This window comes from Ochrobactrum sp. BTU2 (assembly GCF_024539785.1).
Taxonomy (GTDB): domain Bacteria; phylum Pseudomonadota; class Alphaproteobacteria; order Rhizobiales; family Rhizobiaceae; genus Brucella; species Brucella anthropi.
This window is the reverse complement of sequence record NZ_JAHWRG010000002.1, coordinates 226371-240185: the sequence shown is the minus strand read 5'-3', so window position 1 is coordinate 240185 and position 13815 is coordinate 226371. Positions and strand designations below refer to the sequence as shown.

Here is a 13815-nt window from a genome sequence, read left to right as displayed (position 1 = left end):
ATTAATATCGCCTTGCCCGAAAGGGTCAAGAGAATTATATAAGGATGATTACAGAAAGGGAGAAAAATGGTTCCACGCGGACGCCCGCGCAGCTTCGACCGCGACGCAGCGCTGGACAAGGTGATGAAGGTTTTCTGGGCCAAAGGCTATGAGTGCGCCCAGATCAACGACTTCACGACCGCCATCGGCATTACGCCGCCAAGTTTCTATGCCGCCTTCGGCAATAAGGAGCAGGCGTTTCGTGAAGCCGTCGACTATTATCGCCGTACCATCGGCGCCGCTCCTTTCGACGCACTGGAAAACGCGACCACCATTCAGGAGGGCATGCGCCGCTGGCTGGAACTGAGCGCAGACAGCGCTTTCGCCTGCCCGGCGGGCGGCTGTATGATCAGTGTAAGCTCGATCCAGTGCAAACCGGAAAATGTGCCTGTGAAGGAATTTCTCCAGGCTATCCGACACGCAAATCATGAGCGGCTTTCCAAGCGCTTGCAGCAGGCGGTAGGGGCAGGTGATCTACCCTCCAATGCCGATACCGCACAGATGACCGAATTCTATCACATGATCCAACAGAGCATTTCTTTTGAAGCCCGCGATGGCAATTCGCGCGCCGCGGTACAAAAGATCATCGATATGGCGATGATGGCTCTGCCAGCAAGGACGAGACAGGCCGCTGAATAGCGCTATGAAAAAGCCCGCCATCTGGCGGGCTTTTTATTTCATGCTTATCCGCGCAGCACGCCGCCGGTCTGCTTGGCCACACTGGCCACGACATGCTTCGATAGTGCTTCCAGATCTTCATCCGTCAATGTGCGGTCCTGCGGCTGCAGCAGCACTTCAACCGCGATCGACTTCTTGCCTTCACCCAGCGATGCGCCTGTGAAGATATCGAAGACCTGAACACCGGCAATCAGCTTCTTGTCCGCCGACGAAACCGCCTTCACGACATTTCCAGCTTCCACATCTGCATCCACCACAAACGCAAAATCACGCTTGAGGCTCTGGAACTGCGAGAGGTTCAAAGCCGGCTTGGTGCGTGTGGATTTCGCCTTCGGCTCAGGTATCGCATCGATGTAGACCTCGAAGCCGCAGAGTGCGCCCGAAACATCGAGCGCTTCCAGCGTGTCTGGATGGAACTCACCGAAGGTGCCAAGAACGACCTTCGGTCCGAGTTTCAGCGTTCCCGAACGGCCCGGATGGAACCATTCAGGACCACCGGCTTCGATCTGGATGCGGTCAACCGGAGCGCCAGCAGCTTCAAGTGCTGCCAATGCATCAGCCTTGGCATCGAAGACGCCGACGGGAGCTGCATTACCAGCCCAGAAACGACCCGAGCCATCAACCTTGGCCGTACCGCGGCGCACGCCACCCGCCACGCGACGCTGCTTGTCTGGCGTATCGCCTTCATAAATGCCCGAAACCTCGAACAGTGCCGTATCGCCGAAACCGCGATCCGCATTGCGCTGTGCTGCGACCAGCAGGCCCGGCAGGAGCGAAGGACGCATGTCCGACATATCGGCGGCAATCGGGTTCGCCAGCTTCAGTTCCGGCTTGCCACCACCAAAAGCTTTGGCTTGCGCGTCGGAAATGAAGGAATAGGTCACGGCTTCCATCATGCCGCGCGAAGCGAGCATGCGGCGGGCATGGCGGGTTCTGATCTGCAAGGTGGTCAGGATACGGCCATTGACCGTGCCAAGCCCCGGCAGCGGCCGCGGGTCGATCTGGTTGATGCCATGAATGCGCATGACTTCTTCAACGAGGTCGGCCTTGCCTTCCACGTCGCCACGCCACGTCGGAACAGTGGCCTTGATAACCTTGCCGTCGCCTTCAACGCTGAAGCCAAGACGCTTCAGGATATCGAAGGATGCGTCGTAGGAAACCTCGATGCCCGTCAGGCGCTTGACTTCCGATACCGGGAAATCGATCACGCGCGGCGTAGGCTTGCTATATCCAACCACGTCGAGAACTGTCGGCTCGCCGCCACAGAGTTCCAGCACCAACTTGGTTGCCAGTTCTGCACCCGGAACCATCATTTCCGGATCGACGCCACGCTCGAAACGATAGCGCGCATCGGTAACGATGCCGAGTTCGCGGCCCGTGCGCGCAATCATGCGCGGGTCCCAGAGAGCCGATTCGATCAACACATCGGTGGTGTTTTCATCGCAACCGGAATGCTCGCCGCCCATGATACCGGCGATCGATTCGGGACCGTTCTCATCGGCAATCACATACATGCCCGGCTTGAACTTATATTCACGCTGATCGAGACCGAGAATGGTTTCGCCATCCTTTGCCAGACGCACCGTCAGATTGCCCTTGACCTTGGCAGCGTCGAAGACGTGCAGCGGACGGCCCTGATCGAAGGTCACATAATTGGTGATGTCGACCAGCGCATTGATCGGGCGCAAGCCGATGGCCTTCAGACGCTGCTGCATCCATTTGGGGCTTGGGCCATTTTTCACGCCCTTGACCATGCGCAGTGCGAAACCAGTGCAGAACGGGTTCTCGTCATCCTGATCCAGAATGACCTTGACCGGCGTTTCGCCTTCGCCCTTCACCGCTTCCGGCAAAGTGTTCTTGACCGTGCCTAGACCAGCAGCAGCAAGATCACGTGCAATGCCATGAATGCCGGTGCAATCGGCACGGTTCGGCGTCAGGCCAATCTCGATCACCGCATCGTCCAGTCCGGCATAGGTTGCAAAGCTGGTGCCGACCGGAGCATCTTCCGGCAGGTCGATGATGCCATTGTGCTCGTCGGAAAGCTCCAGCTCGCGCTCGGAACACATCATGCCGAAACTTTCGACACCGCGAATCTTGCCAACGGAAAGCGTGACATCGAGGCCCGGAACATAGTCACCCGGACGGCCCAATACACCGACCAGACCAGCGCGGGCGTTTGGCGCGCCGCAAACGACCTGGACCGGCTTGCCGTCACCCGTATCGACGGAAAGTACGCGCAGCTTGTCGGCATCCGGATGCTGAACAGCGCTTACGACCTTGGCGATCTTGAAGGCCTTGAAAGCAGCGCGGTCGTCGACCGATTCCACTTCCAGACCAATATCGGTCAGCTTCTCGACGATCTGTTCCAGCGTCGCATCGGTTTCAAGGTGATCCTTGAGCCAGGAAAGCGTGAATTTCATTTGTCTTGTCCCTTCCTGTCCTTAAGCGCTCAGTCCGCCGAAAAGCGTCGGAATGTCGAGCGGACGGAAACCGTAATGTTCGATCCAGCGCACATCGGCGTCGAAGAAAGCGCGCAGATCAGGCATGCCGTATTTCAGCATGGCGATGCGATCGATGCCCATGCCCCATGCAAAGCCCTGATAGACGTCTGGGTCGTAGCCGGAAGCGCGCAGCACATTCGGATGCACCATGCCGCAGCCCAGAATTTCAAGCCAGTCATTGCCCTCGCCGAACTTCACATGCGGACCGGAACGGTCGCACTGAATATCAACCTCGACCGATGGCTCAGTGAACGGGAAGAAGCTCGGACGCATACGCATCTTGACCGAAGGCACTTCAAAGAAGGATTTGCAGAACTCTTCCAGCACCCACTTCATGTTGGCGACATTGGCCGACTTATCGACAACCAGACCTTCGACCTGATGGAACATCGGCGAATGGGTGGCGTCGGAATCCATGCGATAGGTCTTGCCCGGAATGACGATGCGGATCGGCTCGTCACGGTCTTCCTTGTCACGGATGGCCGCGAACTTCTCCATCGTGTGCACCTGCACCGGCGAGGTATGCGTGCGCAGCAACTTGCGCTCGCCCTTCTCGTCTGCATTGAAGAAGAAGGTGTCGTGCATTTCGCGCGCCGGATGGCCTTCGGGGAAGTTCAGAGCCGTGAAATTGTAATAATCGGTTTCGATATCCGGACCTTCGGCAATCGAGAAACCCATATCGGCGAAGATTGCGGTGATCTCATCGATGACCTGTGAAATCGGATGAATGCGACCGCGCGATGCAGCGCTTTCACGCACCGGCAGCGTCACATCGACCTTTTCGCGCTCAAGGCGAGCGGCAATCGCTTGCTTGCGCAGTTCCGTCTTGCGCTCGGTCAGCGCTTCGGTAACCCGGTTCTTCAAGCCGTTGATCGCCGGCCCCTGCGCCTGACGCTCTTCCGGCGTCATGCTGCCCAGTGTCTTCAGCTTTTCCGAAACTGAGCCCTTCTTGCCAAGAGCGGCGACACGCACGGCTTCAATGGCAGGCTCGTCAGCCGCCGCCGCGATGTCTTCGAGAATCTGCCGTTCAAGTTGTTCTAGATCACTCATTGTTTAAATCCCTGTCGTGCCTGCGGCACTCCACGCCTCTTGTTTTGAGCTCCCTGTCGCGCTTGCAGCGCTCCACGCCTCTTGTTTTGAGTTACCTGTTGCGCCTGCAGCGCTCCACATATTTCGCTTTGCAGCCAAAGAAGCGTTGTCGTTACTCTCTTTGGCCTGATTGGTGAGACGCATCAAGATTGGCGTCAAAAAATTCCATCGCCTGCAAGAGCCGTCTTCCATCGCCGCCGAGAAAAATGCGGCGGAACAGCCTCAGCGGCGCGATGGTAAATCGGAAGAAGCCGACAATTTTCTTCAATTCCGGAATCACGTCAGCGGGCGCGACCGCACGATAGGCTGCGAATGTCTGCTGCGGTGTCCCGGCAAGACGCGCCTGCGCCGTGATCTGGAAGAACAGGAGCCACACGTCGCGCGCCTGTGCAGCAGCAAGCGGCATGACCGTTTCCGGTTCCTCCTCGAAATCCAGAAAACCGGCAACGCCGTTTTTCTCGAAGAAATCGCGCGGGTGCGGACGCCCATGGCAGAGCCCGGCAGCATGGGCCTCACCCAACGCGCGGGCGCAATGCACCAGAAGTGCATCATGGCCCTGCGGATCATTGCGACGTAAATGGTCAAGCTGGTCCTGGATAATCGGCGCGACATCGCTCAGAACCATCACCGCCCCTTGGTGGTAGACGATCCTGGGAACCTGAAAGCCTGCCTGCAGAAAAGCGCTCATCTTGCGCTCTTCGCGGTCGGCCATGCCTGCTTCTCCAACATCCTTCGGGCTGCGCAGGAACGGATAGGGAAGAAGCGGCGAAATGAGGCTGTGCAGACGCTTCGGAAATGGGCGCCTTTCTGCATCGTAGCGCTTGATCCAGACACGATGACCACCGATGACGGCGCTGGAAATACGCTTGCCCCGGCTCTGGACAAGCAGAACCAGCAGGCTGCGGAGATCATCCGCATCCAGATCCAGTCTCAACTTGCCCGGTTCATCCTTCATGCCCGCTTTGAATCCTTAAAACGAGAAAACCCGCGCCAGCCGAGCCAGCGCGGGTCCCCAAATTATCGATACTGCTTGGGAAAGGCGGCTGGCTTAGCGGACAGCGCCTTCAAAAGCGTTCGGCGTCTCGGTGTTCTTGAGGTACTCGAGAGCCTTCTTTGCCGATGCAACCAGCGCACCAAATGCATCCGGTTCGTGGATTGCGATGTCGGACAGAACCTTGCGGTCGATCTCGATGCCAGCCTTGGCAAGACCGTCGATGAAACGGCCATAGGTCAGGCCCTGCTCGCGGACAGCAGCGTTGATGCGCTGGATCCAGAGAGCGCGGAACGAGCGCTTGCGGTTCTTGCGGTCGCGGTAAGCATACTGCTTCGAACGGTCAACTGCAGCCTTGGCGGTGCGGATGGTGTTCTTGCGACGGCCACGGAAACCAGCAGCCTGATCCAGAACCTTCTTGTGCTTTGCGTGGGCGGTAACGCCGCGTTTTACGCGTGCCATGTTATGATCTCCTTCTCAGACTAATCTTAGAGGCCGTTCGGCAGGAACTGCTTCACGATCTTTGCATCGGCATCGGCGAGAACCATGGTGCCGCGTGCATCGCGAATGAACTTGTTCGAACGCTTGATCATGCCATGACGCTTACCAGCAGCTGCGGCTTTGATTTTGCCGGTGCCGGTGATCTTGAACCGCTTCTTGGCGGCCGATTTGGTCTTCATCTTGGGCATTTTGCTACTCCTTCTTTGCGATCCCCCTCGTGCCTTCGACACTCGACGCCTCTTGCGTGGCGTCCGGTCATGCCTGATGCGGATGGGAACCTAGTTTTACTTCCGGACTGACCAAGCCCGAAAAGCATACGAAACCGCCACGGCATGCCCTGCCGGGCGGTTCGAACGCGGCCTTATAGGCTCAAAGACCGCAAAACGCAATGCCCGAATTGGCCCAAATCGGGTTGAATCGCAACCGGAACGTCAATAAAGCCGCAGAAGTACTGGCAGGACGTGAATGTCCTGCAGATATTCCACGAACTCGAAAAACGGATAGGCCACGAAGAACACCAGGCCGTCCTGAAAAGTGCGATAAATCCGGTCAGGCCGGACGATCAGTTCCTTGTCGTCACGAAACAGCGAAAACTTCGGAAAGAAACGCGGAACGCTCGCACAATAGGCTTCATAAGGCTTGCCGAAATTCTGCTTGAGAAATTTCTCTTCCGTCCGGATGACAACCGAGAAAGCGAGATAGCAAAGCACGCCGAAGGCGATCGCAATGATGATGCTGCCGGTCTGCGCGCCGATACCCATCGCGCCGATGCTGCTGAAGACGTAAAGTGGATTGCGCGTGACCGAATACGGTCCGCTCTGCACGATTTCCGCGCTCTTGCGCCCGCCGATATAGAGCGTGCACCACATGCGTCCGATGATGGCCGCGACGATCAGACTGAGGCCGAACGCCTCGATATATTCATGAAAATGGCCGGTCGATTGCGAGCTGACAAAAAGCAGCGCCACGACCAGAAGCACCACGACGGCGCCGATCGCAAGACGCCGACGCTGCTGATATTTACCCAATTCGCCCAAAGTCTTCATTGCGATTCCATGATCCAATTTGTCTGGCCAAAAGAAAAGCCGCCCGAAGGCGGCTTTTCCAAGGCATTTCGAAATGCTCAGCGCGGAGCGAGAACCATCATCATCTGACGGCCTTCAAGCTTCGGCTCGGACTCAACCTTGGCGATTTCGACAGTGTCTTCCTTGACGCGCTGCAAAAGCTTCATGCCAAGTTCCTGGTGCGCCATTTCACGTCCACGGAAACGCAAGGTAACCTTGACCTTGTCGCCTTCCTCAAAGAAACGCAGAGCAGCCTTCATCTTCACCTCATAGTCATGGGTGTCGATGTTCGGTCGCATCTTGATTTCCTTGATTTCAACCGTTTTCTGCTTCTTGCGCGCTTCGGCGGCCTTTTTCTGATTCTGATACTTCAGCTTGCCGAGGTCGACGATCTTGCAAACCGGAGGCTCTGCGTTCGGCACGATCTCGACGAGATCGAGACCTGCTTCTTCAGCCATGGCGATAGCTTCCTGAATGGAAACATCACCGTGGTTCTGGCCTTCGGCATCGATAAGCTGAACCCGGGGAACCCGGATATCACGGTTGGAGCGCGGTCCGTCTTTCTGAACCGGCGTCGCTCTGAAGGGTCGGCGAATGGTCGTTATCTCCTGAATTGTTACGTCTCATGCGGTCGGATACTCGCTGCCAGACGGCATATCCCCAATCAAACCGCAGTTGATCGCGGAAATGTCGTCAAGCGGGCGGCGAAGTCAATAGCATCTTTGACAGGAAAAATCACCCCCGCGTGATAAACGTTCTTTTTGTTGTCATTTCGCGGCGGACAAGCGGCATATCGGTCACATTTGCCGTCATTTCAAGGGCCTCGCCCCACATGCGGGTTTTCTCTCTTTTGCGAACATGCAAAAACACTCCCGGAAAATGAGGAGATTTGTCATGAGCGTTGCGGGGCCGGAATTCATCGACGTGGACGGAGCGAAAATCGCCCTGCGTTACAGAGCCGGAAGCAAATCTCCCGGTGTGGTCTGGCTCGGCGGCTATCGTTCCGACATGCTGGGCACCAAGGCGGTCGTCCTCGATGAATGGGCGGCTGAGACCGGGCACAGCTCACTCAGGCTCGATTATTCCGGCCACGGCGAATCCGGCGGCGATTTCAATCAAGGCACCATCTCGCGCTGGCTGAACGAAAGCCTCGCCGTTTATCGCAAATTTGCCAAAGGACCGCAGATTCTGGTTGGCTCATCAATGGGTGGCTGGATCGCGCTGCGCATGGCGCAGGAGCTCAAGAAGGAAGGGAACCCGCCTGCCGGGATCGTCCTGATCGCACCTGCTCCGGATTTTACGGCTGTACTTGTGGAGCCAACACTTTCCGACGCGCAGAAAAACGACCTTCAGGAAAAGGGCTATTTTGAAGAACCCTCCGAATATTCGCCCAATCCTTATGTCTATACCCGTGCGCTGATCGAGGACGGACGGAAGAACCTGGTTCTCAAGGGTATTATCGAGACCGGCTGTCCGGTTCATATCCTGCAAGGCATGCAGGACCCCGATGTTCCCTACAAGCATGCGCTGACGCTGGTGGAACACCTGCCCGTCGATGACGTGACCCTGACACTGGTGCGCGACGGGGATCATCGCCTGTCGCGACCGCAGGATCTCGATCTTCTGATCCGCACCGTATCCGGTCTGGCGGAACGCATCGGCGAAAAATCATAACGGAGCGAAATCATGCGGTTTTCGGTTTTCGCTTCCTCAGCGGTTGCGGCCATTGTCGGTTTCGGCGGCACACTGGCACTCATCATTGCCGCAGCGCAGGTGCTGGGCGCCACACAGGCCGAAACTGCAAGCTGGGTGACGGCGATTTGCCTTGCGATTGCCGCCTCATCCGCCTGGCTCAGCATTCGCTACAAGATGCCGATCATCGCGGCCTGGTCTACACCGGGGCTGGCGCTGATCGGCGCCAGTGCCGGTTTCACCATGCCGGAAGCGGTTGGCGCATTCATCGTGACGGCACTCGCACTGGTCGCCACCGGACTGATCCGCCAATTGTCGGTGCTTGTTTCCCGCATTCCCGCATCCGTCGCATCAGGTATGCTTGCAGGTGTGCTGCTGAGTTTCGTCATTGCCGCCGCCAAGACTGTGCCTGGCGATCCGGTTTTCGTCCTGCCGCTGGTGGCGCTGTTCTTTATTATCCGCCTGTTCAACCCGTCGCTCGCCGTCATTGCCGTTCTGGTGATCGGGATGATCTTCGCATTGCTCACGGGGCGCTCACCAGCCCTGCCCGCGCCTGAAATCTCCACGCTGACCCTCATATGGCCAGAGTTCCACATGGGTGCGATGATCGGCATCGCGATCCCGCTTTATCTGGTGACCATGGCCTCGCAGAACCTGCCGGGTTTCGCCGTACTGCGTGCTTCAGGCTATGAGCCGCCAACCAGCGCCTGCCTGCGCGTAACCGGCCTGTTTTCACTGCTGACGGCTCCTTTCGGCGCCTCTACCACCAATCTTGCCGCGATTTCGGCGGCACTCTGCACCAATCCCGATGCACATCCCAATCACACGAAACGCTGGCTTACCGGTCCGGTCTATGCGGCGATCTATGTGGTGTTTGCCCTCTTCGGGGCGTCATTGGTCGCGATCTTTGCCGTATTGCCGGTAACGCTCATCGCACTTGTTGCCGGGCTTGCCCTGACAGGCCCGTTCATCAACGCCATGTCATTGGCGCTGAAGGATGAACATGAGCGTCTTGCGGCGACCATAACCTTTGCCGTGACGGCCTCCGGCATGGCATTTTTCGGCGTTGGCTCTGCCTTCTGGGCACTGATCGCCGGGCTTGCCGTCACTTTTCTCGAACATTTTCGCAAAAAAATTTCGAATTAATCACATTGGTTAGCAGAAGCGTGGCCTGAATCCGCAAGTTGCATTCTTGAAAAGCCGCAATCTTTTCACCACGTCGAAGTCAAGCCGCCAGAACAAAATGCCCGCACAGGGCGGGCTGGCAGGCCTTGGTTTTGCGCATGTTGCCGGACGATGTCGAACGGTTGAATGGCATGCGCTTTTCGACGGAGCAGACCATGACCAATACTGCATTGATCCGCCCGGCATGGACGCCAGCCACGATTGCGCTGATGGTGCTCGGCTTTATCCTGTTCTGGCCGCTTGGCCTTGCCATGCTGGCCTATATCCTCTGGGGCGACCGCCTCGAAGGATTCAAGCGCGGCGTGAACGAGAAGACCGATTCCATGTTCGGATCGTTTCGCAACTGCCGCAAGGGCGAAAGCTTCAACTTCGGTAGCACCACCGGCAACGAGGCTTTTGACGACTGGCGCCGCGCCGAGCTGGAACGACTGGCCGAAGAACGCCGCAAGCTTGAAGAAGCACGCGCCGAATTCGAGGCCTATGCTGCAGAACTTCGCCGCGCTCGCGACAAGGAAGAATTCGACCGCTTCATGGCTGAACGCCGTGCGGCCTCGAAGAAGACGCCTGCCCCGCGCGCGAAAGGCGGCAAGGACGACATCACCGATCTTTGATAAGGTATAACACCCTGAAATCTCTCGAAACGGCGCGGTTTGGCTGCGCCGTTTCGGTCAAAACAGCAATTTTTTCTGGCTTTTTAAGCGAATCGCTTATTCTTAAGCGATGGGCTTATCCTTTCTTCGGCAAATCAGCGGTAAAGGGGCATCCGCTGGAACGACAACCGTTCGCAGCGAACGTATCCATGCGGTCGCCGGACGCGAACTTCCTTTACGTGTTTTCGAGAATCCGCGTGCCAAACGACTGACCCTGCGTATCGAAGCAGGCGGCAGGGGACTGCGTATTACGGTTCCGCCCGGCCTTCCCGAGCGCGAGGTGCTGAGCTTCCTCAACCGCCATGAAGGCTGGATCGAAAGCCGCATTGCAAAACTACCCGACCAGCCAGGCGTGCGCGCCGGTATCAAAATCCCCTTGCGTGGCGTGCCACACAAGATCGTGCATCAGCCCGGGCGCGGCACCACACAGCTTCTCGAAGGCAATATTCTGCTCGTCCATGGCGACCCGGCACATCTGCCACGCCGCGTTGCCGATCACATCAAGCGCGAAGTGAAGCGCGAGATCGAGGCGCTTGTCGTCCGTCACACCGCAGCTGTCGGCCGCAAGGCCAAGGCAGTGCGCTTCAAGGATACGAAGAGCCGCTGGGGGTCGTGTACCTCGGACGGCATCCTTTCTTTCTCCTGGCGCATCGGCATGGCCCCTGCCCCGGTGATCAATTATCTCGTTGCCCATGAGGTGGCCCATCTCATCGAGATGAACCATGGGCCGAAATTCTGGAAACTCTGCCATGAGCTTTGCCCCGATACGGAGCGCTGCAAGGCTTGGCTGAAGCGCAATGGCAGCGCATTACAGGCTATCGACTTCACATGACCGCATCCATACTGACCGCCGCCAAGGTGCTGTGGGATTATCACTGCATCTATGATTCGCTGGAAACCGCCGATGTCATTATCGGGCTTGGCAGCTACGATCCACGCGTTGCCGAGAGGGCAGCCGATCTCTTTCTGGCCGGCATGGCGACGTGGCTGGTATTCACCGGCAAAAGTGGTCACTGGACGGACAGGCTCTACAAGGCAAGTGAAGCAGAAGCTTTTGCTGAAATCGCAATCAGGCGCGGCGTGCCTGAAGAAGCGATCACCATCGAACCCAATGCCACCAATATCGGCGAAAATATAAGGTTCAGTCGCGAACGGCTTGCACCCGGTGCAATCAGCGCCATCCTTGTGACCAAGCCGCAGACCCAACGCCGCGTTCTGGCGACCGCGGCCCGGCAATGGCCGGAGGCACGCGCAAGCATCACCGCGCCGCTCGTATCCTTCGAGGACCAGCCAACGGCAGATCATCCGGTCGAAATGCTTATCAGCGAGATGACCGGCGATCTTCAACGCATTCTGGAATATCCCGCCAGGGGCTATCAGATCGCGCAGGCTGTTCCCCTTGAGGTCATGGAGGCGTATGATTTTCTGATCGCACAGGGTTTTGACGGCCATCCGGTCTCCGAATAGGTCGACAATGGACGGAATAACTTGAGTAGACCCCGGATTTATGCGACGGAAAACCATGGTTCTCGATATCAAGATATGCGGGCTTAAAACCCCCGATGCTGTTGCCGCCGCTCTCGACGGCGGTGCGACGCATATCGGTTTCATCTTCTTTCCAAAAAGCCCGCGCCATATAACCCCGCAGGCAGCGGCAGGCCTGCGCGATGCGGTCAAGGGACGTGCGCTTGTCGTTGCCGTTACAGTCGATGCGGACGATGAAACGCTGGATGATATCGTGAAAACCGTGAAGCCAGATATTCTGCAGCTTCACGGGCATGAGACGCCGGAACGCGTGGCCTTCATCAAGGCGCGTTATGGCCTGCCGGTCATGAAGGCTTTTTCGGTGCGCGAAGCCAGCGACCTTGCCGCGATTGCAGCCTATAAAGGCATAGCCGACCGTTTCCTGTTCGATGCCAAACCGCCAAGGGGCTCTGAGCTGCCCGGCGGCAATGGCGTGTCATTCGACTGGGAACTTCTGGCGGCGCTTGACGCGGATATCGATTACATGCTTTCCGGTGGATTGAGTGCGGACAATATCGCCGAAGCGCTGCACAAGACCCAGGCGCCGGGCATCGATATATCGTCCGGCGTCGAGCGCGCGCCCGGCGAAAAGGATGTGCGTCTCATCGAGAATTTTTTCCGGGCTGTCGCCGATGCGCGCCGATGCCCTGTAGACAGCCTGAACTGACGGAGCGGAAGCGTTGAACAAGCCGGTTGCACCCAATTCCTATAAGACAGGCCCCGATGAAGAGGGCATGTTCGGTATTTTCGGCGGACGCTTCGTCGCCGAAACGCTGATGCCGCTGATCCTTGAATTGCAGGAAGCCTATGAAACGGCGAAGAACGATCCTGAATTCAAAGCTGAGCTGAACGCGCTTTCAACCTATTATGCCGGTCGTCCTTCCAAGCTCTATTATGCCGAAGGCCTGACCAAACATTTGGGCGGTGCGAAAATCTACTTCAAGCGTGAAGACCTCAATCACACCGGCAGTCACAAGATCAACAATTGCCTCGGCCAGATTCTGCTTGCCAAACGCATGGGCAAGACCCGTATCATCGCTGAAACCGGCGCCGGACAGCATGGTGTGGCTTCGGCCACCGTTGCCGCGCGTTTCGGCCTGCCCTGCGTGGTCTATATGGGCGCAACCGACGTCGAACGTCAGAAGCCGAATGTGTTCCGCATGAAGCTGCTTGGTGCCGAAGTGATCCCGGTTTCTGCAGGCAACGGCACGCTCAAGGACGCGATGAACGAAGCCCTGCGTGACTGGGTGACAAATGTCGAAGACACCTATTACCTGATCGGTACGGCTGCCGGTCCGCATCCCTATCCGGAACTGGTGCGCGACTTCCAGTCGGTGATCGGCAACGAAGCGCGCCAACAGATTCTGGAACAGGAAGGACGCCTGCCGGATGTGATCGTGGCAGCGGTCGGCGGCGGTTCCAATGCCATCGGTCTGTTCCATCCGTTCCTTGACGACGCCTCGGTGAAGATCGTCGGTGTCGAAGCGGGCGGACGCGGTCTCGACGGTGAAGAACATTGCGCTTCAATGAGCGCAGGTCGTCCCGGCGTTCTGCATGGCAACCGCACCTACCTCCTCCAGAACGATGACGGTCAGATTCTCGAAGGTCATTCCGTTTCTGCCGGTCTCGACTATCCGGGCGTTGGGCCTGAACATTCATGGCTGAAAGACAGCGGGCGCGTCGATTATGTGCCAATCCTCGATGATGAGGCGCTGGATGCATTTCAGCTTTGCACCCGCACCGAAGGCATCATCCCTGCCCTCGAATCCGCACATGCCATCGCGCAGGCTGTGAAAATGGCACCGACCATGGGCAAGGATCAGGTCATGATCGTCAATCTGTCCGGTCGTGGCGACAAGGATGTCCACACGGTCGGCAAGCTTCTCGGCATGGACATCTGA

Annotated in this window: 15 protein-coding genes; 8 read left to right on the top strand and 7 right to left on the bottom strand. The window is 57.7% G+C overall.

Annotated features, from left to right (window positions below; translation table 11 throughout):
• Positions 1-66: 66 nt before the first annotated feature.
• Positions 67-678: a TetR/AcrR family transcriptional regulator gene (locus KWJ32_RS05840; RefSeq protein ID WP_012091031.1), complete on the top strand. Its 612-nt coding sequence runs from the start codon at positions 67-69 to the stop codon at positions 676-678.
• Positions 679-722: 44 nt separating this feature from the next.
• Here KWJ32_RS05840 and pheT read toward each other — a convergent pair whose 3' ends face one another.
• The 7 genes from pheT to infC all read right to left on the bottom strand — a co-directional run bounded on the left by pheT (position 723) and on the right by infC (position 7459).
• Positions 723-3137 carry a phenylalanine--tRNA ligase subunit beta gene (gene pheT, locus KWJ32_RS05835; protein ID WP_151609663.1) on the bottom strand — a complete coding sequence of 805 codons (2415 nt, stop codon included), beginning with the start codon at positions 3135-3137 and terminating at the stop codon, positions 723-725.
• A gap of 21 nt (positions 3138-3158) precedes the next feature.
• On the bottom strand, positions 3159-4268 hold the full coding sequence (gene pheS / locus KWJ32_RS05830) for a phenylalanine--tRNA ligase subunit alpha (protein WP_012091033.1): 1110 nt from the start codon (positions 4266-4268) through the stop codon (positions 3159-3161).
• 151 nt (positions 4269-4419) lie between these two features.
• Positions 4420-5262 carry a hypothetical protein gene (locus KWJ32_RS05825; RefSeq protein ID WP_012091034.1) on the bottom strand — a complete coding sequence of 281 codons (843 nt, stop codon included), beginning with the start codon at positions 5260-5262 and terminating at the stop codon, positions 4420-4422.
• A gap of 93 nt (positions 5263-5355) precedes the next feature.
• On the bottom strand, positions 5356-5760 hold the full coding sequence (gene rplT / locus KWJ32_RS05820; RefSeq protein WP_006468099.1) for a 50S ribosomal protein L20: 405 nt from the start codon (positions 5758-5760) through the stop codon (positions 5356-5358).
• Positions 5761-5786: 26 nt separating this feature from the next.
• Positions 5787-5987: a 50S ribosomal protein L35 gene (rpmI, locus tag KWJ32_RS05815; RefSeq protein ID WP_006473268.1), complete on the bottom strand. Its 201-nt coding sequence runs from the start codon at positions 5985-5987 to the stop codon at positions 5787-5789.
• 243 nt (positions 5988-6230) lie between these two features.
• Positions 6231-6845: an isoprenylcysteine carboxylmethyltransferase family protein gene (locus tag KWJ32_RS05810; protein ID WP_010657701.1), complete on the bottom strand. Its 615-nt coding sequence runs from the start codon at positions 6843-6845 to the stop codon at positions 6231-6233.
• A 77-nt stretch (positions 6846-6922) separates the two neighbouring features.
• Entirely contained in the window at positions 6923-7459 is a 537-nt protein-coding gene (gene infC / locus KWJ32_RS05805) for a translation initiation factor IF-3 (RefSeq protein WP_012091035.1), read from the bottom strand.
• Between the two features lie 298 nt (positions 7460-7757).
• Between infC and KWJ32_RS05800 the strand changes: the two genes are divergently transcribed.
• From KWJ32_RS05800 to trpB, 7 genes are all read left to right on the top strand, one after another.
• On the top strand, positions 7758-8537 hold the full coding sequence (locus KWJ32_RS05800) for an alpha/beta hydrolase (protein ID WP_012091036.1): 780 nt from the start codon (positions 7758-7760) through the stop codon (positions 8535-8537).
• 12 nt (positions 8538-8549) lie between these two features.
• A complete protein-coding gene (locus KWJ32_RS05795; RefSeq protein WP_012091037.1) occupies positions 8550-9701 on the top strand; it encodes a benzoate/H(+) symporter BenE family transporter in 1152 nt (383 codons plus the stop codon).
• 194 nt (positions 9702-9895) lie between these two features.
• Positions 9896-10351, top strand: a complete 456-nt coding sequence (locus tag KWJ32_RS05790) for a DUF2852 domain-containing protein (protein ID WP_010657696.1) — start codon at positions 9896-9898, stop codon at positions 10349-10351.
• 109 nt (positions 10352-10460) lie between these two features.
• Positions 10461-11222, top strand: coding sequence for a M48 family metallopeptidase (locus tag KWJ32_RS05785; RefSeq protein ID WP_010657695.1), 762 nt, complete (start codon positions 10461-10463; stop codon positions 11220-11222).
• On the top strand, positions 11219-11857 hold the full coding sequence (locus KWJ32_RS05780; protein WP_012091038.1) for a YdcF family protein: 639 nt from the start codon (positions 11219-11221) through the stop codon (positions 11855-11857). The genes KWJ32_RS05785 and KWJ32_RS05780 overlap by 4 nt, the downstream gene beginning before the upstream one ends.
• Before the next feature lie 55 nt (positions 11858-11912).
• A complete protein-coding gene (locus KWJ32_RS05775; RefSeq protein ID WP_040129063.1) occupies positions 11913-12581 on the top strand; it encodes a phosphoribosylanthranilate isomerase in 669 nt (222 codons plus the stop codon).
• A gap of 13 nt (positions 12582-12594) precedes the next feature.
• On the top strand, positions 12595-13815 hold the full coding sequence (gene trpB / locus KWJ32_RS05770; RefSeq protein WP_010657692.1) for a tryptophan synthase subunit beta: 1221 nt from the start codon (positions 12595-12597) through the stop codon (positions 13813-13815).

Excerpts from the sequence above, each read along its gene's own strand:
- rplT (WP_006468099.1), bottom strand. The coding sequence starts at position 5,760 with ATGGCACGCGTAAAACGCGGCGTTACCGCCCACGCAAAGCACAAGAAG.
- KWJ32_RS05795 (WP_012091037.1), top strand. The coding sequence starts at position 8,550 with ATGCGGTTTTCGGTTTTCGCTTCCTCAGCGGTTGCGGCCATTGTCGGT.
- KWJ32_RS05775 (WP_040129063.1), top strand. The coding sequence starts at position 11,913 with ATGGTTCTCGATATCAAGATATGCGGGCTTAAAACCCCCGATGCTGTT.
- KWJ32_RS05780 (WP_012091038.1), top strand. The coding sequence starts at position 11,219 with ATGACCGCATCCATACTGACCGCCGCCAAGGTGCTGTGGGATTATCAC.
- KWJ32_RS05825 (WP_012091034.1), bottom strand. The coding sequence starts at position 5,262 with ATGAAGGATGAACCGGGCAAGTTGAGACTGGATCTGGATGCGGATGAT.
- KWJ32_RS05790 (WP_010657696.1), top strand. The coding sequence starts at position 9,896 with ATGACCAATACTGCATTGATCCGCCCGGCATGGACGCCAGCCACGATT.
- KWJ32_RS05785 (WP_010657695.1), top strand. The coding sequence starts at position 10,461 with ATGGGCTTATCCTTTCTTCGGCAAATCAGCGGTAAAGGGGCATCCGCT.
- pheT (WP_151609663.1), bottom strand. The coding sequence starts at position 3,137 with ATGAAATTCACGCTTTCCTGGCTCAAGGATCACCTTGAAACCGATGCG.
- KWJ32_RS05800 (WP_012091036.1), top strand. The coding sequence starts at position 7,758 with ATGAGCGTTGCGGGGCCGGAATTCATCGACGTGGACGGAGCGAAAATC.
- pheS (WP_012091033.1), bottom strand. The coding sequence starts at position 4,268 with ATGAGTGATCTAGAACAACTTGAACGGCAGATTCTCGAAGACATCGCG.
- rpmI (WP_006473268.1), bottom strand. The coding sequence starts at position 5,987 with ATGCCCAAGATGAAGACCAAATCGGCCGCCAAGAAGCGGTTCAAGATC.
- KWJ32_RS05840 (WP_012091031.1), top strand. The coding sequence starts at position 67 with ATGGTTCCACGCGGACGCCCGCGCAGCTTCGACCGCGACGCAGCGCTG.
- KWJ32_RS05810 (WP_010657701.1), bottom strand. The coding sequence starts at position 6,845 with ATGAAGACTTTGGGCGAATTGGGTAAATATCAGCAGCGTCGGCGTCTT.